The following is a 19,141-nucleotide window of genomic DNA, read 5'->3' on the forward strand; positions in this document are numbered from 1 at the left end:
GATATCGTAAGTGTAAGGTTAAAAAATATAAACGAAAGAGTACCCTGGAGAATAGATGCTGCCGTATGATTTTCTGAAATTCTGGTCTGAAACAATGTTCGCCCCGCGGGCTTTGCTACAGCGTAAATATGAGGCTTTCAAGATTCTGCTTGAGTACGATTCTCAGGCATTGGATCTGATTGCCGACCTTGAGGAGCTGTTTTACGGCAGAAAGCTAGTGGACAGGAATCAGGCTGATTGCTTGCGTAAACAGCTTTCTTCGGCTGTGTCCGGTATGATCCGGGAGCTACAGAAAATGCATCCGTACAAGTTTCGGGATTTGACGGAAGCCTTTAACCGTATAGATGAGTATGGTCAGCGTGCCATGCTCCTGCCTGAGCCAGATTACGGTCCTCCATATACTGTTCCTCTGGCTACTGCAGGGGAATGTCCTGATCTTGCCGGAGGCAAGGCAGCCAACCTAGGGCGGGTGCATGCGCTGGGATACACCGAGGCTCTTCCCGGTTTTGTTGTTACTGCCAATGCTTTTCAGGCATTTGTGAAACACAATGATTTGCGCAGTAAGATCAATGAACGTCTTTGCCGTATGGAGGCGGGAAATGTTCGTCTGCTTTCTTCGCTGACCCTTGAATTGCAGGAACTTTTTTTGAACGGGGAGGTCCCGGACCATGTCGCAAGTGAAATCCGGCGCGGGTTAAGTGTCTATCTTGATGGAAACGGCAGGTTGGCTGTGCGTTCGAGTGCTCTGGCTGAGGACAGTGAAATATCATTTGCCGGGCAGTATGCCAGTGAATTGGATATCCATCCAGAGGATGTGCTGGAGGCTTACAAACGCGTTCTGGCTGGGAAATATTGTCCCCGTGCAGTCTCTTACCGGATATCACACGGCCTGACTGATGACGATACTGCCATGGCTGTACTTATCGTACCAATGATAGATGCCCGTAGTTCCGGCGTTGTTTATTCCATGGATCCGGATTGCCTGAGCCGGGACAGTGTAGGTATTTACGGAGTTTCCGGTCTCGGGGCTTCTCTTGTGGACGGCAGTGTTATTCCGGTCAAAGGATCGCTTTACCGAGGAAAGAAACCCCGGCTGGTCAGCGAATGCTCATTTGACCGTTCTGTGCTGCCTGATGAAGAAATACTTGTCAGGCTGGCAGAATGCGCCTTGAAGCTTGAAGAACAATTCGGATGCCCGCAGGATATGGAATGGGCTGTTGATCACAAAGGACAGTTTCACATTCTTCAGACCAGGCCGCTGCAACAGGAGCCGGAAGGCAGGAAAGCGGAAAAAGGACCTCTTGCCGCCATGCCTGTTCTAGATGGTTTGGAGCGCGCTGCCGGGGGTGCCGGTTGCGGCGAAATCTATTTTGCAGGCAGCGGTGAGGAAATTGCCCGTATTCCTGAGGGGGCAATTGTAGTTACTCCGGCCCTGAAACCGTCTTTGTTGAGCTTTTCCGCAAAGATGAATGGAGTGCTCTCTTTAACCGGGAGCAGGGCCAGTCATTTCAGTTCAGTGGCCCGTGAAATGGGTATCCCTGTGCTGGTGGGGGATGTTGCGGACCGGTTTGAGAAAGGACAGATAGTTACTGTGGACGGTGCGGCAGGAGCTGTTTACGAGGGATGTGTTAAGGACGTGCTGACCCGCTCCTGCTCGGAAGCACAAATTTCACCACGGGTGCTGGAATTGTATGAAGGGATGATTCCTGCATTGGTGCATCTGAATCTTGTTGATCCCCAAGGTGAAAACTTCAGTCCCGCAGGTTGCGAGTCTTTTCATGATCTCGTGCGTTACTGCCACGAGATGGCTGTGCAGGAGATGTTCTCGCTGGTGGACAAGCGCGGATTGGGAATGGGCCGGGCGAAAAAATTGCAGACTGACCTTCCGCTGGTTGTTTATCTGCTCGATCTCGATATGGGAATTGATCCCCGGATGACCAAAAAGAAAGTAATCGGCCCGGAGTCAGTGGTTTGCGCTCCCATGCAGGCTTTCTGGAAGGGGCTGTCAGATGAGAGGGTTGTCTGGCCTGAAGAAATGACCCATGTGGACTGGGATGAATTCGACCGCATGTCCGCCGGTATTTTCAGTAAAGATTCCAAATTGCTTGCCAGTTATGGACTGCTTGCCGAAGATTACCTGCATCTGCTGATCCGTTTCGGTTATCACTTCTCCGAGGTGGATTCCCTGTGCGGGGACATGCCCGGCCAGAATTATGTGAAGTTTCGTTTCAAGGGCGGCGGGGCCGGATTTGATAACCGTGTTCTGCGCTTGGACTTTATCAGCCGGGTACTTGTGCATTACGGCTTTGAAACTGAAATTCGAGGGGATATGCTGGATGGATTCAGTTCCCGTCTGGACCGGTCGGAAACGTCACGGCAACTGACAGTTCTGGGCTATCTCATGGCGGTAACCCGGATGATGGATATGCGGATGGAGAATGAAGCCCAATTGGAAACCGAGTTCAAGGGGTTTATTTCTGCGATGGAGGGGATTAATGGCTGATCAGGGCAGTGGCCATGCTTACAAGCTTACCTGGATTACGGATCAGCTTGCAGTGGGCTGCGCGCCCATGAGTCATGCCCAGCTTGATTCCCTGCTGGCACAGGGCATTGACGGGATTGTCAATCTTTGCGGTGAGTTTTGTGATCTGCACGAAATTGAGCAGGAAGCCGGATTTGAAGTCTATTACCTTCCTGTCGAGGATGAGGAGGCCCCCGGCCTTGTAGAGCTGGAGAAGGGGCTTGCATGGTTGGACGAGGCCATTTATCTGGGCAAGAAGGTGTTGGTTCATTGCCGTCACGGCATCGGCAGGACCGGAACTTTTCTCAACGCCTACTTGCTGCGGCGCGGTCTGGGGCATAAACTGGCCGGAAAGAAGATGAAGGATCTTCGTTCCAAACCGGCTAATTTCTCTCAGTGGTGGACTATCCGCAAGTATGGGCGCAAAAGCGGGAAGCTTACCGCGCGTACTCCTACTGTGGAATTTAACCGTAAAGTAGATCTTTCTCCGTTTTTTAATGATTACCTGCAGTTGGCTGGTGAGGTGGAGCAACTGGCTGCAAAGTCGGAAGGGCTGCAGCAGTGCGGACTTGATCATAAGCGTTGCTGCAGGACTCCGCTGAGTATAACTCTGGCCGAGGCCCTGCATCTCAGCCATTGCGTAAATCTTGAACTTACTCATGAGGCCCGGCTTGAAGTCATTGAAAAAGCCATGTCAACAGCGCGTATAGAACGGCGGGCCATGCGTGAACTTGCAGCTGATAATGAGGCCGGATTCTGCCTTTCAGGAGTGGACTCAACCTGTCCGTTGCTGGAAGCCGGTAAATGCAGGCTTTTTGACTTCCGCCCTTTGCAGTGCCGGGCTTTCGGGTTGGATTCTTCGGAAAACGGACGTCTATGGCGGGAAACCCTCAGTCCCGGATTGGACAGCATATCCTCCCAGATATGGTTTGCCTGCACCGGGGTAATGCAAGGTGGCTCTCTGCCGCATTTCTCCCTGCCCGATGTTGTCTCCGGGAAGTTCATAGAGGTTCTTTTCAAGATTATGATGGAGCAGGGGGTCGGGTGAGTTGCAGAACGTACTTTTCTCATAAAACAGCCCCTCTTCGCCATTTGAGGCAAAGAGGGGCTGTTTATTCTTAATTCCCCTTACATGAACCGTTTATCAATAACCCGCCGAATTTTTCCGGTGGTTTCCACGCGTGGGATGCCGCCGGAGGGAACTACCAGGATTTTGAAGGCACGGATGTTATTCTTCTGGCGGTTGTCACCAACTGCAGGAATATCGTTACTCAAGCATTTGTAAACCTGAGATGCCAGTTGATAGTCATCCACAGCATCGCAGTCCGCTGCTTCCACGCGGATGATGATGTCTGTTTTGTCTGCGTTAAGGTCCAGCAGGACCTGAAAGACCGGGGCCAGTTCACTGAACTTGCCAAGACAGGAACCAAGCTGTTCAAGTGACATGGAATCGTGTCTGAATTCAAGGATTTCATCGGAACGTTGCAGGAGCCTGAAGCGCGGACTTGTTCTTCCGCATGGGCATTTTCCTTCTATCCATTCTATGTTGTCGCCAACCTTCATGCGGATGGCCGGCTGCAGGGTTCTGATCAGGGATGTTGCGATAATTGCTCCGTCATCATCCTTTTCCACAATACAATCGGGCAGCAGGATGTGGTGCTCGGTTCCGGTGCAATGTTCACACTGGAAGCCTATCGGGCCGACCTCGGCGGCTCCGTATCCGGCGGAATGAAATGTCGCCCTTGGCCAGACCGAAGAAAGATAACTTTGTTGTTCCGTAGTCAGGGGAGTAGAGGCGAAGGCCACTTTTTCAATATCAAGTTTGGAGTCGCGCCGCGTGGCTTCCTGCGCAATCTGGACCAGTGTCGGGGATATGCCGAACAGGGTGTTTGGTCCCATCATTTCCAGATATTCCAAAGTCTTTTCCACGGGCTGGTTATCTGTGATGGGCAGGATATTGCAACCTATAATCTCTAGGGCGCGGTAGCTGGTCAGAAAGCCGGTCCAGAAGGCTCCGGCCCGGATGCAGTTGGCTACAACGTCTTCAGGGGTGATGCCGCAGGCCATGAGTCCATATGCTGCGCCATCGCAGATTTTGCGGAATTCATCCAGCCCGTAGCGGGCAAAACTCATCCTGCCGGAAGTTCCGCCGGTGGAGAATTTGTAAAATCCCCCTGTGGTGCGGGTATAGAGGGACTTCTTGCAGGTTTCCCCTTCAGTGCAGAGGGTCTGCTTGTCAATTACCGGGATTTTCTTGAGCTCATCCAGACTCTTCAGGGGAAGATCTATGCCCTGATAAAGTTTTTTATAGAATGGGGCCTGAATGGCAATGCCCAGTATCTGGTTCAGTTTTTCCAGTTGATGTATTTCAGCGGTCTTTCTATCGGCGAAATGGAGATCGGTCATGCTGGCCTCCCATGGTTATGGCTGCGTGGAGAACATGCTTTAATTCAGCATAACAGATTTTTATTATAAGTGTACACAGGATAAGTCAGATTGAATTCTCGTTTTGTGGCCTGCATGATGGCTGGTGGTTGGTTGCTGATTTGTGGAGCCTTTTGTATAAGGATTACTTGCAGCGTAAAGATGAATCACGGTTCAAACATAATTTTTTCAAGCAGTTTTACGGAGTTTTTATGCCGGTTGTACGCAGGTCTATTTTCTTTATTTTCTGGATTGTCTGCCTAAGTGCCATCCCGTTGGAAGGGCTTTCCTATGGATCTGAAGATGTGGATTACAGTCTCTTAAGAAGCCGGATTAACAGCTACAAGGAATTTGAATCAGAAGAAATAATTAACTATTCTCGGATGGAAGATTTTTTGAGTGAATCAAAGGAGAGCCTGCCCCTTTGGCAACAGGATTTTCAGAATTTAGCCCTTTCAGAACGGTCTTCGTTGGTTTCTCCTGTACAACGCAAACGGTTGAAGGTGCGTCTTTTCAGTATTCAGAAAGAATCCAGCGAAGCTTTGGAAGATCTTACCCAGGCCCGTGAAGAGTGTTCGTCACGTTTGGAGATATTGAATTCGTTTTCCAATATCTGGTCTGCCCCGCCAGCCGAAGCCCCTGAAGACATAAAAATATTGCTCAAGGAAGGCGGCATGGGGCTGAAACAGCTGAAAACAGGTACCGAGAAGCAATTATTGAAGGTTGATTCCTTATTGAAACGGACCAATCGTTTGCATGACCGGATTATTGATCTACAGCAGCGCGAAAAGAATAACTTGTTTCAGGTATGGAAGACGTGGCTTCTGGAAGGGGGGGACCCTGTTGTTTCCACTGATTTTTGGGAAAAAGTCGTTCCCGGAAAAGCTTGGCTGGATTTAAAGCAATCGGAATTAAGTGTCAGCAGCAGGCAGTTCTCTAATCAATCCCTGCACTTTATGTTTATTGTGCTGGGAGTCTTCATCACCGGTGTTTTTCTGATCCGCATGATGGATAGCAGTGATTATTTTTTGAACAGGTCTGAAATCGAGCGCAAGAAATCACTTCGGCTTCTGTTTATCTCATGTTTCGCTTTTGCCGTATACATGGCTTCCAGAATTGTATTTCCCTATTCCTTGGATTCCATAGCCATAGTTGCTTTCGGTGTCCTTTATTGGGCTGTGCTAAGGCTTTCCAAGCTGATCTGCAGAGAAAAAATGGTCTTCATTGACGGAGAAAAAAGAGCCGCAACCTTGTTTGTAGTAAGTGGATTGCTTCTTATTCATAACGTTCCCGAAAGGATTGTGGTTTTTGCTTTTCTCCTGCTCCTGTTGTCCTTCTGGGGGTATGCAACTTATAAAGTCTGGACCAAAAAGCGCGGGCAGGGGGTTTCTATTGTTGCCCGGCAAGGCAGTCTGCTTTCACCTTTTTTCGTGATAGCAATGTTCGGCTACGGGAGACTGGCCTGTGTGCTGGTTCTCCTCTGGTCTCTGGGGCTTTTCATCAGGGGATTCGGTACTGCTTTTTCCCAGATTCTCTTCCTGCGTACCGAGATGAGTGTGGAGTTGAAGAAAGGGTTGATCCGAAGTCTGGCAGTTCCGGCAGGATGGGCGGCTGCGTTTGGGATAGCTGCATTCTGGCTGATTGATTTTTTCGGGGAGAGTGCTGTCTACGGTTTTATGGATACGAGTATCTCTCACGGCGACTATTCAATTTCACTGGGGAGCATTGTCTGGATGGCGGTCTTCTTTTTTATGACCAGACAATGTGTATCCGCATTTAATGTATCAATTGAATATGTGGGCAGTAACTGGTCCAAGGCAAAGAAAGGGGCTGTCCCTTCCATTCAGACCTTGTTTGCCTATGCCGTGTGGGCGGTCTTTTCCCTTGCGGCTTTCAGGGTTCTCGGTCTGAGCCTGACCAGCGTTACTGTTATCGCCGGTGGTTTGAGTGTCGGTATCGGTTTTGGTCTGCAGAATATAGTCAATAATTTCATTGGCGGACTTATCCTGCTTTTCGGACGTTCTATTCAGCAGGGCGATGTTATCGAGCTAAATAATATTTGGTGTACGGTTCGCAAGATCAACATCAGGACTACGGTCGTGGAAACATTTGAAAATGCGGTCATCATGATTCCGAACTCTGACCTCATTGCAGCACAGGTCACAAACTGGACCAAGAACAACCCGGTTATCCGGAGGGATATTCATGTGGGCGTGGCCTATGGTTCCGACATACAAAAGGTGAATAAGGTCCTGCTGAAACTGGCAGAAGAGCATTCACATGTGCTCAAAATTCCGGCTCCTTATGTTCTTTTTAATGATTTCGGATCGAGCAGCCTTGATTTTATTTTACGTGTCTGGATTGATGATATTGATGTGACACTCTCGGCACTTTCCGAATTGCGCTTTGCCATTGATAAGGCCTTTCGTGAAGAGGCTATAGAAATTTCGTTTCCCCAGCTGGATGTGCATGTGAAACAGGGTAAAATCCAGCTGCCTGCTTAAATCCGGTTCAGGGCGTGGGTCAGGAATTTGTCCAACTGATTGGTTAAATTCTGTTTGTCTTTGGGGCTGAAAGCGGCTGGTCCGCCGGAAACAGATCCTGCGCTGCGCAGTTCTTCCATAAGGTTGCGCATGCTCAAAATACCTTTGATATTGTCTTCGGTGTAAAGCTCACCTCGGGGATTAAGGCCGGTAGCGCCTTTTTCCACAATCTTGTCCGCCAGCGGAATATCCGCGGTGATGACAAGGTCTCCTGCCTTGCACAGCTTGACGATTTCATTGTCGGCCACATCGAATCCGGCACCGACCTTGACCATATCAATGAAAGGCGATGCCGGGATAGTCATATACTGGTTGGCAACAAGCGTAAGTTTCACTTCCCGGCGTACGGCGGTTTTAAACAGAATTTCTTTTACCGCCTTGGGGCAGGCATCGGCATCGACCCAGATTTGCATGATTACATCCCTGTAGGTTCATAGGTTTTATTCGGCTTTCCGGCTTTACTATGGTGACAAGGGACAAAAATCAATGTCTGGTAGTGAATTGTATTATTCAGCAAGTTCAACGAACGCCTCGATGCGGGTCCGCAGTTGCTCAATGTCTGATTCGGAATAGTCCGTTTCAATGTGCAGGAAGGGTATTTCCAGTTCCTGCTCAACAAAATTTCGCAGAACCGTGGATTCCGCATTGTAGGTATGGCAGCCCAGCCATGTGAGATCGATAATTGCATCCACCTCAAAGGTTTTGACCATATCTTTAATGGAATCCATTCTGCCGGGGTTGGGGCTCATGCAGGAGCAGGGGACCTGCAGGTAGCGTCGGGCAATGGCTTCATACGGGTCGCCTGTCTCATCTACCGGCAGGGTCAGCCCTTTCAGCCCGGAGCAGTTTTCCATGCAGACTACATGGGCACCCAGTTCTTCGGTTATTGTGATCGCTTTTTCAGAACCTTTACCCACAGGGCATCCGGTCAGCATTATGCGCACCCCTTGCTTTTCTTCAAGGTCGGTGCGTAAGAGGTATTCGTCCATTTCGGAATGAAGCACCTGTAATTTTGTCAGGTAATTTTCCGGATTGACGGAGAAACTTTTGCTTTCCTGAACCGCCAGCATATCCCGTGCAGTGAGCGGAGAGCGTCTGTCCGCACAGAGGATCATCAATTCATAGAGCTCTTTGCGGATTTTGTTCTGCAGGATGATTTCCGCGTTCAGGGCCTGTTCAGTTATTTCTATGCCGGAATGCTGCACAAGGAATTCTTCAAGTTCATGAAGCCCGGCCAGCCAGTATTTAAAAGGTGCGTCACCTTTCTGGGTGTGTGGCAATTGCATGAGATGGAGAGGTTTTATGGCTTCCATTAATTCATACATTTTCTTTTTTCCGTCGCAGGTGGTTTCGGCGATGATGATGTCGGAGAAGCCGAAAAAGGGGCAGGTGTCTGTTACGGCATAGCCGTAGCTTGATTTGATTAATGGGCAGAGGCTGGCCGGGAGTTCCCGTTCGGCTTCTTTGATGGGGGCCTGTTTCTTCCCGCAGAGACTCACCGGGGCAATCCCTGCCGCGCGGATAAGTTCTGTAGGGGCATAAATGCAATAGACCCCGGCAACCTTGCCGCCATTATCCTTCCATTCTTCAAGTTCAGCCAGACTGTATTCGGAAAATGAAATGAACGGTTTCAAGTTCACGGCTTCATCCTCTTTTTGTTTATCTTTTAGTTTATAAATAACATTAAAGTATGTGTATTATGAATTTCGATAACAAATGAGCATAGAACAGTGAATGCGTCCAATTGGTTATTAGAATTATTTTAGCTGTTTGTGATCAGTTTTTATGATTGATATAAAGGTGTAGTGTTAAAGTTGCTTTGTGAAGCCTCGTTATGTGAATCAGAAATCGAACTACAGAGTCCTTTTTAGTTATAGGTTTAATTTAACATATATAGCCTTTTCCCCTGTCCTGCTGCGAAAAGTCTTTGGGACTAATATGTTAGCTCGATGCTTTTCAGTAATTCAAATTTACTCAACTTATAATATTTAGCTTCGTATTTGTGCGCAGGTGTGTATTCTTTTGTGTAATGTATTGTTATTTATTGTAAAAAATATTTTGTTCCAAATCGAACTCAATCCCGGTTCTTTTGAAGTTCGACCCTGTTTTTTTTAATTATGTCGCATGGGACACAATTTAAGTTTTAAGCATATGGAGAGAACATGAATCTTGAAGCCGCTATCAGTCACGAAAAAAACGCTCCGGTCAGTTATGATTCCATTGGGCCATATACATATGATGAATTCATTGAAGCTGCGCGCAGGTTTCACGGCAGCCCTGCGCCGGGACTTATTCTCGGTGGCTATATGATGGAAGAAGCGCGCAGGCATCTTCCTGAAGGCACAATTTTCGATGCCATTTCCGAAACGTCATGGTGTCTGCCGGATGCTGTGCAGATGCTAAGCGTCTGCAGTACCGGGAACGGTTGGTTGCGGGTCAAAAATCTTGGTGTATACGCTTTTTCACTTTACGATAAGTACACCGGCAAGGGTGTACGCATTCGGGTTGATCCCGAGAAGCTCAAAGACTGGCCGGAAATTGAATCATGGTTTTTCAAGCGCCGTCCCAAACATGAGCAGGATTCTGTTAAACTGCATGCGGAAATACGTGAAGCCGGAGCATCTTTCTGCTCCATCGAGTCCGTACAAATCAAGCCCGAGGCAATGGTCAAGCGCAGCAAAGGAGGTATTACCACCTGCCCAATCTGTGGCGACGCTTATCCCGGTTCATTCGGTGCCATCTGCAGAAGTTGTCAGGGTGAAAGTCCTTACTCCAGCCGCGATATCGGGGTTACGTCCTCTACAGCCCCGGTTCCGAAAGGTCTCAAGGTTGTGCCCGTGCATGAAGCTGAAGGAAAAACCGCTGTGCATGACATGACCCGTATCGTTCCCAGCGAGAGCAAGGGGGTTGAATTCCGCAAGGATCATGATTTTACAGCCCATGACATCTGTCGATTGCAGATGATCGGCAAGAACCACATCTACGTGGATGAGGGTGATATTCCCGACGGGGAGTGGGTTCATGAAAACGAGGCCGCCCGGACCTTCGGGAGGATCATGGCCGGGGACGGCATCTATCTTGACGGTGAGCCGAGAGAAGGAAAAGTGACCCTGCTCGCGGGACGCGATGGAGTTCTGGTAAGCGATCTTGAAATGATGAACCGTTTCAACCTTGTGCCTGACGTGATGGTTGCAGCCCGCAAGGGAGGGGCTCTTGTCAAAGAGGGCGCCCGCATTGCCGGAACAAGGGCCATTCCGCTTTATCTTTCCCGTGAGAATTTTTCTCGAGCTGTTTCGGCATTGAACGGTGATCCGTTGTTCAAAATTCTTCCCCTGCAAAGAAAAAAGGTCGGCATTCTCATTACCGGGGATGAGGTTTTCAACGGCCTGATTGACGATAAATTTGAGTCTGTCATCACTGCAAAGGTGCAGGCGCTTGGCTGCGAAGTTGCTCGCGTTGTCATTAAACCGGATGACCGTGAGGAAATCCGCGATGCAGCCCTTTCCCTCATGAAAGAAGGTTGTGACCTGCTCATCACAACCGCCGGGATGTCTGTAGATCCTGATGACGTGACCCGCCACGGACTAGTGGATGCCGGAGTATCCGACCTCCTTTATGGTGCTCCGGTACTCCCCGGCACTATGCTGCTGCTGGCAAAAGCAGGAAATACCAGGGTTATCGGCGTTCCGGCCTGCGCGCTTTTTTTCAAGACCACGAGTCTGGACCTTGTTCTGCCCAGAGTAATTGCCGGGCAGGAGATTACCCGCAGTGATCTGGTTTCACTTGCCGACGGCGGCTACTGCATGGAGTGCAAGGTCTGCACGTTCCCCAAATGTCCTTTCGGAAAATAGGAGACGAGTATGAACAAGAATCTTGATCCGCCTGAAATGGGTTCGACTGCGGCACTGGTCCGTATGGATTCGCATACCCCTACAATCCGGTTACATCTTTGGCTGGAAGGGGGGGAAGGGGTTTTCTTCGGCTACGGCAGATTGCTCCTGCTGGATAAGATTGAAACTTGCGGCTCACTTAAAAAAGCATCCGAAGAACTGGGCATGTCTTACCGTGCTGCATGGGGCAAAATCAAACAGACCGAACAGGTGCTCGGATTCCAGCTTATGGAGCGGTTCGGCAGCAGACGTAACGGTTATCGCCTCACTGAAGCCGGGCGTCTGGTGCGTGATAAATATCTTGAGTGGTTCAATAAGGTCGAGCAGGATGCCCGTACCCGGGCGGAGGAAATCTTTCCATGGAAGTCCAAGAGCTTCGGGGAGACTTGAGCTTAAGTGCCGTATATGAAATTCATATACGGCACTTTTTGTCGGTTGCGGAAAAATTATTTTAATCAGGCTTTCCAACCCGGCCCTTTAACTACAATTTCATTTAAAACCCGCGCCATTTTCGGACCATCCATCATTTCGGTTACAACTTCAATATAGCATCCACTGTCTGCGCTGGCGGCTTTCTGTAATGCTTCGTCCAGCTCGCGGTTAGTGGTTACCTTTGCGCTGAACCAGCCGTCCATGCCTAGTGCCTCAGGCAGTTTGCTGTAATTCCATTGGGCCAGATCATTATAATATATGTAGGGATCTTCGCAGAGCAGTCGTTCGATGAGATAGCCGTCGTTATTCACGCAGATAATTATGGGCTTGAGCTTGAAGCGTGCAAACTGGCAGATCTCCTGAACTGTCATCTGGTGCGCTCCTTCTCCTGTCAGCAGCAGGGTGCGGCGTTCAGGCGCTGCCAGTGCTGCCCCGAAAGCAGCCGGTGTGGCCCAGCCTATGGACCCCCAGAGCGTCTGGTTGAAGAAAACCGCATCCTCAGGCAGCCGGGCATTGACCAGTCCCATGGAGGCGGTTCCGGTTTCGCCCATTATTATGTCGTTGGGTGCGAAAAAATGTTCAATGCGCGGATAGAGCGAATCAGCAGTAATTGCACCATCCGGTTCTCCTGTTGGTTTACCGAGTCCCTGCGGAGTCATGGGGATAGGCAGGGAAAGGTTTTCGATGCGGTTGCCAAGTTCTTGCAGCACATCTTCCAGCAGCAGGTTGTGGTAAACAGCGTGCCCGATGCATACACGGTCAGGATGAACTTTGATTTCGCGGTTGGGGTCAAGATTTACGGTGAACGCTCCGGTATTGATATCGGAACGGATGGCACCGAAGCTGATTACCAGATCGGCAGATTCAACTGTCTGCTGAACTTTCTCGTCGAGAATTCGGCCATTGTAAACACCGATAAAATTGGGATGTGTTTCCGAAAGCGTGCCTTTAGCCATAAACATGGAAGTAAACGGGATGCCGGATTTATTGATGAATTCCAGCATTGGTCCGTGCAGCTCGTGGCGTCCGATAAGTGCGCCGACCATGGCGATAGCGTTTTGGGATTTTTTAAGTTTTTCAATAATCAAAGGAATTACTGTGTCGAGGGTCTCTTGATCACTGACTGGTTCGGGTTGAATATGGGGCCTGGTGCAGCCCAGTTCTTTGATGGCTTCATCCGCAGGGACTGCGATATAAGCGGGTTGTTTTTTGGCCAGCGCGGTATTGATGCAGCGTTCCACCTCGGACACGGTGTTTTCAGCGGTAAGGATGGTGCTGGCACAGACTACCGGCTGGGTCATTTTATGGAAAAGGTCGAATTCTCCGTTTCCCAGTGAATGGTGGATGAGATTGCCGTTGCGTTGTACCGAGCATTTGGGAATTCCCACGATGTGGAAGACGGGCAGGTTTTCTGCATAGCTTCCGGCTATGCCGTTAATGGCACTGAGTTCGCCCACTCCGTATGTGGTACATACAGCGGCCTTGCCTTTGATGCGGGCATAACCGTCGGCTGCATAGGCTGCGTTGAGTTCGTTGCAGCAGCCGATCCACTTGAAATCATGATCAGTACAGAAAGCATCATTTACCGGAAAAGCATAATCCCCCGGAACCCCGAAAATATCCGTAATGCCTATTCCTTTCAGCCGTTCAAGCAGGTGTTCAATAACAGTCTGGCCCATGGATAATCCCCTTTTTCTCCTACTCTGCCATTGTGGGGGATTTGTGTCTATGGGATTTGTTTTTTAGTCGGTGTTGCGCACCAGTTTGGGGTGAACGAAAAGGTTGAACAAAATGTATTCAGGATTAAGTCGATCTTTCGTTTTATATTTGTTGAATGGCTGTTCAGTTATGAACAGTTTTAGAGACTAAAATAATTAAAATGATAAAACATACTATATTTATTTTGTTTATTGTTGATTTTTTTTGGTATGTTATGTGTGGATGTTGTGATTTTCCCGGCTGCGATGAGTTTTAATATAAGTAGATTATAATTGAATGTGTATATAATTGATTCTAGCTTCAATTCGTTTCCTAAATTTGAAATCTTTCCTTTTCTTTTCCCTTTTTTAATAAATATTCATAATTACAGGAGTGTCTTTGTGAAAAAAATATCTATCCGTAAAAAATTAAGTCTTTTAATTTTTATCGCTGTTTTTACGGCGTTGGTTTCTATCGGCATCAGTGTGTACAGTTCCAGCGTACTTGCAAAGATTGAATCGGGTAAGACCGGTGACATTATGTTGGAGGACCAGAAGGAAAAAATTAAGGCCACTGTTTCCTCAATGGCTGCAGTCCTGTCCAACTCTGTTGCCGGAATGACTGATGAGCAAGAAAAGATACAAAAATTCAGAGAACTGATTAAAAATGCTTTTTTTGAAAAGGATTCGTCAGGTTATTATTATATATACCGCGATACAGTGAATGTCGCTCACCCTGTGAAACCGGCATTACATGGGAAAGACTTGTATGATTTGAGAGGAAAGGACGGGGTTTATTCTGTGCGCGAACTGGCACGCGTAGCAAAAGCGGGCGGTGGTTATGTTCATTTTACCTGGGATAAACCGGGTGTGGACGGCACTGTCCCCAAACTTGGATACGCGATGATGATTCCCGGAACTGACTATTGGATAGGGACAGGCGTATACATAGACAATATTGCCAAAGAAGTTTCTAAGGTTGAACAGGAATTGGCTGATGTTGAAACAAAGGCTCTGCTTTATGAAGTAGGTATTTCAGCTTTTATCATCCTGCTGGTCCTTATCCCTCTGGGAATAAAAATTTCTGGAAGTATCATTTCTCCAGTGGTGAAAACTAAGGAAGCAGCCATGAAGATAGCTTCAGGAGACTTTGATGTTTCCCTGGATGTTACCAGTAAAGATGAGTTGGGTGAACTGCAGAACTCTTTACTTGAAATGGCAAATTCTTTGCGTGACAATATTGCTGAAATAACCGCAAAAGAACATGAAGCTTCCCAGAAAGCACAGGAAGCGATGCAGGCTAGTGCAGATGCCCATACTGCAAATGAATTAGCTGAACGCAAAACTGCAGAATTGTTGGAAGTCGCCAGCCAGATTGATGATGTGGTGCATTCCATATCCTTAGCCTCTGATAGTCTTATGACTCAGATTGAGCAGTGTACTGTCGGGGCTGATGAGCAGGCAAGTAGGGTTGGCGAAACTGCCAGTTCAATGGAGCAGATGAACGCTACTGTGCTTGAAGTTGCCCGGAATGCATCAGAAGCGGCTGACATGGTCAGTAATGCTCAGGATATGGCCGGAAAAGGTGCAGATATTGTATATCAGGCAGTTGACGGCATAGAGAGTATTGCCGATCAGTCAGAAAAATTAATGAGTGATATGTCTTACCTGGGAGAACAGGCTGAAGGTATCGGTGACATAATCAATGTGATTAACGATATCGCTGATCAGACAAATCTCTTGGCTTTGAATGCGGCTATTGAAGCGGCTCGGGCGGGTGAAGCAGGAAGAGGGTTTGCTGTTGTGGCAGATGAAGTCCGCAAACTGGCAGAAAAAACCATGAGTGCCACTAATGATGTAGCCAGCGCTGTTAAAGTTATTCAGGATGAAGCCCATAAAAACATTAATAATACGGTTGAATCTGTAGATAAGATTTCTCATGTTACCAAGATGGCAAATGAAGCAGGGGAATCTCTTAAAGAAATAGTTCTTTTAGTTACTGATGTTTCCGCTGAAGTTCAGTCCATTGCTACCGCTGCGGAAGAGCATAGTGCTGCAAGTGAAGAAATTAATAGAAGTGTTGCCGATATTAATAGTATCTCAACACAGACATCGCAGGCTATGAATATGTCCAAAAACGTTGTAATGGATTTAACTGAGACCATCAAATCATTGAGCCATATGACTGAAAGAATGAAAAGTTAAACTCTTATCAAGACTGATATGTAATGCATTAATACTAATTGGTGTTTGGTGTGTTGTTATTCAAAGAACCCTGCGTAATATTTTGCGCGGGGTTCTTTTTTTAGTAGACCTTGTTTTATAGCTACTCCTAACCTTGGTTTGGAAACATGTTTTATGCAAAGGTCAGCTTTTGCATGTTTGAGAGTAACCCCCCGGTTATTTTTATTTATGAAAACAGGTAATAAATTCATATATGTGTTTTTTCTAACACATTAGATTTATTGACTTTGTTATGCAGGTAATATTCTATGGGATTATTAAAGTAATTGTCAGGCATTCAGTCGGTTTCTGACAATCGGTTGCCGGCCTGATTAAACTGAGGAGGTTCCATGAATATTTCACGGCGAGGGTTCATGAAACTTGCGGGCGTTGGTGTCGCAAGTATAGGTATGAGCCAACTGGGACTTGATCTATCCCCGACGAAGGCTTACGCCGCCGGACTGAAGATCAAGGGCGCCAAGGAAGTTATTTCTATCTGTCCGTTCTGTTCGGTCAGCTGCCATTTCATCGCCCATGTTAAAGACGGCAAGATCGTCAGCACTGAAGGCGATCCTGATTACCCGGTAAGTGAAGGTGCTCTCTGTGCGAAGGGTGCGGCCATGCTTTCCATGCATAACAGCCATCACCGTATTGAGAAGCCTCTTTACCGTGCGCCTTACAGCACCGAGTGGGAAGAAAAGAGCTGGGACTGGGTGCTTGACCGCATCGCCCGCCGCGTAAAGGAAACACGTGATGCAGACTTCAAACGGTTCAACGACAAAGGTCAGGAAGTCAACCGTGTAGAATCAATTTTCCATCTTGGTACATCACAGATGGATAACGAGGAGTGTGCAGTTGTCCATCAGGGTGTACGCGGCCTCGGCCTGGTGCATTTTGATCACCAGGCACGTATCTGACACAGCGCAACAGTTGCGGCTCTGGCAGAGTCGTTCGGGCGCGGTGCGATGACCAACCACTGGTGCGATATTGAAAATGCGGACTCTATCCTGATTATCGGTAGTAACGCCGCAGAGCACCATCCTATCTCCTTCAAATGGGTATTGCGGGCCAAGGACAAAGGCGCCAAGGTCATGCATGTTGACCCCAAATTCTCACGTACCTCCGCGAGAAGTGATTTCCATGTACCGCTCAGATCCGGTACCGATATCGCTTTCATGGGTGGTATGATCAATTATGTCCTTGAGAATGACCTTTATTTCAAGGAATACGTAGCCAATTATACCAATGCGGCTTTTATTGTCGGTAAAGACTTCAAGTTCTCTCGCGGTCTGTTTACCGGATACGATAAGAAATCCCGCAAGTACGACAAGTCAAAATGGGCTTTCGAGCTGGACAAAAACGGTGTTCCCAAGCGGGATGAATCCATGAAGCATTCCCGTTGCGTACTCCAGCAGCTCAAGAAGCATTACTCTCGCTATTCCCTCTCAAAAGTGTCCAGTATCACCGGAGTCTCCAAAGACAATCTGCTCAAGGTTTACAAAGAGTTCTCCGGCACAGGCAAGCGCGATAAGGCCGGAACAATTATGTATGCTCTGGGCTGGACCCAGCACACTGTCGGCGTACAGAACATCCGTTCCAGTGCCATACTGCAGCTTCTGCTCGGTAATATCGGCGTAGCCGGGGGCGGCATTAACGCCCTGCGCGGTGAGCCGAACGTACAGGGGTCCACCGACCATTGTATTCTCTGGCATATCCTGCCCGGTTACCTGCCCATGCCCAAAGCGAGCATGGGGTCTTTTGAGGAATACACCAAGGCCACTACCCCGGTCTCCCATGATCCGCAGAGTGCCAACTGGTGGCAGCACAAGCCTAAGTATATGGCTTCCCTGCTCAAAGGCTGGCGCGGCGATAATGCCACAGCCGATAACGGTTTCGGCTACCAGATGCTGCCTAAGGCAGATGACGGCGAAGACTATTCCTACCTCTTTATCTTCGACCGCATGTATCGTGGCGACATCAGGGGCGGTTTCGCTTTTGGAACCAATCCGGCCATGAGTGTGCCCAACTCCAACAAGGTCCGTAAGGCTCTCGATAACCTCGACTGGCTGGTCGTGGGGGAAATCCACCACACCGAGACCTCGGAGAACTGGCATCGTCCGGGGGTTGATCCCACCAGCAACAAGACTGAGGTCTTTCTGCTTCCTTCTGCCCAGCGCGCGGAAAAAGCAGGGTCCATCAGTTCTTCAGGCCGCTGGTTGCTCTGGCATTATGAAGCGTGTCGTCCCATGGGTGAATCCAAGAGCATGGGGGAAATGTATGTGGACATCATCAATCACGTACGCCGCCTCTATAACAAAGAGAACGGAGCCTACCCTGAGCCTCTGCTTTCCCTCGACTGGCCCGCGTACTACGATGCCGAAGACGTTGCCCAGCGCATCAACGGACGTTTTACCGAAGATGTTGAATTCAAGGGTAAGAAATATAAAAAAGGGCAGCAGGTTCCTTCCTTTGTAGCTCTCAAGGACGACGGTTCCACATCATCACTTAACTGGCTTTATGCCGGTAGCTATACTGAAGAAGCAGGCAATAAGGCTAAGATCCGCAGTCTTAAACAGACTCCCATGCAGGCTAAGATCAACCTTTATCCCAACTATGCATGGTGCTGGCCTGTTAACCGCCGGATTCTCTATAACCGTGCCTCCGTCGATCTCAATGGTAAGCCTTATGCTCCTGAAAAGGCCGTTATTGAGTGGGACGGTTCCAAATGGATAGGTGACGTTCCTGATGGCGGATGGCCGCCGAATGCAACCGGTAAGGGGCGTTATCCCTTCATCATGCGCAAGGAAGGACATGGGCAGCTTTACGGTCCCGGTCTTCAGGATGGACCTTTCCCCGATCATTATGAGCCGGTGGAAACCCCCATCAAGAGTCATCCGTTCTCGAGTCAGCTGAGCAGCCCGGTTTACAAGTTCACTACCAGTGACATGGATAAACTGGCCAAGCCTGCTGATGATCGCTACCCCATCGTTTTGACTACCTACAGTCTGACCGAACACTGGTGCGGCGGTGGAGATACCCGTAACACTCCGGCTCTGCTTGAAGCTGAACCGCAGCTTTATGTGGAAATGAGCCCTGAGCTGGCTAAGGAGAAAGGTATTGAAAACGGTGATCCGGTTATCGTGGAAAGTATCCGAGGCAGGGTTGAAGCTATTGCCATGGTTACCGTGCGTATGACTCCCTTTGAGATCAAAGGAGATACCGTACATGAAGTTGGCATGCCTTTCTGTTTCGGCTGGACCTCCCGTGGTTGCGGTGACTCTACCAACCGACTTACCCCGTCAGTTGGTGATCCCAACACTACCATTCCCGAGTACAAGGCCTCACTGGTGAATATTCGCAAAGCGAAGAAGCTCACCGAGATCGAAGAATAAACCTGCAACCAAGGAGTAA

Annotated in this window: 11 protein-coding genes; 7 read left to right on the forward strand and 4 right to left on the reverse strand. The window is 48.6% G+C overall.

Annotated features, from left to right (window positions below; translation table 11 throughout):
• Nucleotides 1-55: 55 nt before the first annotated feature.
• A complete protein-coding gene (locus tag ACKU41_RS18635) occupies nt 56-2,503 on the forward strand; it encodes a PEP/pyruvate-binding domain-containing protein (RefSeq protein ID WP_321402963.1) in 2,448 nt (815 codons plus the stop codon).
• Nucleotides 2,496-3,569 carry a dual specificity protein phosphatase family protein gene (locus ACKU41_RS18640; RefSeq protein ID WP_321402965.1) on the forward strand — a complete coding sequence of 358 codons (1,074 nt, stop codon included), beginning with the start codon at nt 2,496-2,498 and terminating at the stop codon, nt 3,567-3,569. Before ACKU41_RS18635 ends, ACKU41_RS18640 begins: the two co-directional genes overlap by 8 nt.
• Before the next feature lie 80 nt (nt 3,570-3,649).
• On the opposite strand, the gene ACKU41_RS18645 is transcribed toward ACKU41_RS18640, so the two are convergent.
• On the reverse strand, nt 3,650-4,927 hold the full coding sequence (locus ACKU41_RS18645) for a phenylacetate--CoA ligase family protein (RefSeq protein ID WP_321402967.1): 1,278 nt from the start codon (nt 4,925-4,927) through the stop codon (nt 3,650-3,652).
• Between the two features lie 230 nt (nt 4,928-5,157).
• Here ACKU41_RS18645 and ACKU41_RS18650 point away from each other — a divergent pair, with 230 nt between their 5' ends.
• Nucleotides 5,158-7,449 (forward strand): mechanosensitive ion channel domain-containing protein, encoded by a 2,292-nt coding sequence (locus ACKU41_RS18650; protein ID WP_319779000.1) that lies wholly within the window; start codon nt 5,158-5,160, stop codon nt 7,447-7,449.
• On the opposite strand, the gene ACKU41_RS18655 is transcribed toward ACKU41_RS18650, so the two are convergent.
• On the reverse strand, nt 7,446-7,901 hold the full coding sequence (locus tag ACKU41_RS18655; RefSeq protein ID WP_321402970.1) for a YaiI/YqxD family protein: 456 nt from the start codon (nt 7,899-7,901) through the stop codon (nt 7,446-7,448). The two genes, ACKU41_RS18650 and ACKU41_RS18655, sit on opposite strands and share 4 nt — an antisense overlap.
• A 93-nt stretch (nt 7,902-7,994) precedes the next feature.
• Nucleotides 7,995-9,128: a double-cubane-cluster-containing anaerobic reductase gene (locus ACKU41_RS18660; protein ID WP_321402972.1), complete on the reverse strand. Its 1,134-nt coding sequence runs from the start codon at nt 9,126-9,128 to the stop codon at nt 7,995-7,997.
• A gap of 522 nt (nt 9,129-9,650) precedes the next feature.
• On the opposite strand from ACKU41_RS18660, the gene ACKU41_RS18665 reads away from it, so the two are divergent.
• Complete coding sequence (locus ACKU41_RS18665; RefSeq protein ID WP_321402974.1) at nt 9,651-11,339, forward strand: FmdE family protein; 1,689 nt, start codon at nt 9,651-9,653, stop codon at nt 11,337-11,339.
• Between the two features lie 9 nt (nt 11,340-11,348).
• On the forward strand, nt 11,349-11,768 hold the full coding sequence (locus tag ACKU41_RS18670; protein ID WP_319779005.1) for a LysR family transcriptional regulator: 420 nt from the start codon (nt 11,349-11,351) through the stop codon (nt 11,766-11,768).
• Nucleotides 11,769-11,833: 65 nt separating this feature from the next.
• Here ACKU41_RS18670 and ACKU41_RS18675 read toward each other — a convergent pair whose 3' ends face one another.
• Entirely contained in the window at nt 11,834-13,489 is a 1,656-nt protein-coding gene (locus ACKU41_RS18675) for a thiamine pyrophosphate-binding protein (RefSeq protein WP_319779007.1), read from the reverse strand.
• Between the two features lie 420 nt (nt 13,490-13,909).
• Between ACKU41_RS18675 and ACKU41_RS18680 the strand changes: the two genes are divergently transcribed.
• Nucleotides 13,910-15,712, forward strand: coding sequence for a methyl-accepting chemotaxis protein (locus tag ACKU41_RS18680; RefSeq protein ID WP_321402981.1), 1,803 nt, complete (start codon nt 13,910-13,912; stop codon nt 15,710-15,712).
• 368 nt (nt 15,713-16,080) lie between these two features.
• Complete coding sequence (fdnG, locus tag ACKU41_RS18685; protein ID WP_321402986.1) at nt 16,081-19,122, forward strand: formate dehydrogenase-N subunit alpha; 3,042 nt, start codon at nt 16,081-16,083, stop codon at nt 19,120-19,122.
• Nucleotides 19,123-19,141 lie beyond the last annotated feature (19 nt).

Source organism: Maridesulfovibrio sp. (assembly GCF_963678865.1).
Classification (GTDB): domain Bacteria; phylum Desulfobacterota; class Desulfovibrionia; order Desulfovibrionales; family Desulfovibrionaceae; genus Maridesulfovibrio.

Bases quoted from the DNA above. Each gene is read 5' to 3' on its own strand.
- ACKU41_RS18635 (WP_321402963.1), top strand. From the start codon at position 56: ATGCTGCCGTATGATTTTCTGAAATTCTGGTCTGAAACAATGTTCGCC.
- ACKU41_RS18640 (WP_321402965.1), top strand. From the start codon at position 2,496: ATGGCTGATCAGGGCAGTGGCCATGCTTACAAGCTTACCTGGATTACG.
- ACKU41_RS18645 (WP_321402967.1), bottom strand. From the start codon at position 4,927: ATGACCGATCTCCATTTCGCCGATAGAAAGACCGCTGAAATACATCAA.
- ACKU41_RS18650 (WP_319779000.1), top strand. From the start codon at position 5,158: ATGCCGGTTGTACGCAGGTCTATTTTCTTTATTTTCTGGATTGTCTGC.
- ACKU41_RS18655 (WP_321402970.1), bottom strand. From the start codon at position 7,901: ATGCAAATCTGGGTCGATGCCGATGCCTGCCCCAAGGCGGTAAAAGAA.
- ACKU41_RS18665 (WP_321402974.1), top strand. From the start codon at position 9,651: ATGAATCTTGAAGCCGCTATCAGTCACGAAAAAAACGCTCCGGTCAGT.
- ACKU41_RS18670 (WP_319779005.1), top strand. From the start codon at position 11,349: ATGAACAAGAATCTTGATCCGCCTGAAATGGGTTCGACTGCGGCACTG.
- ACKU41_RS18675 (WP_319779007.1), bottom strand. From the start codon at position 13,489: ATGGGCCAGACTGTTATTGAACACCTGCTTGAACGGCTGAAAGGAATA.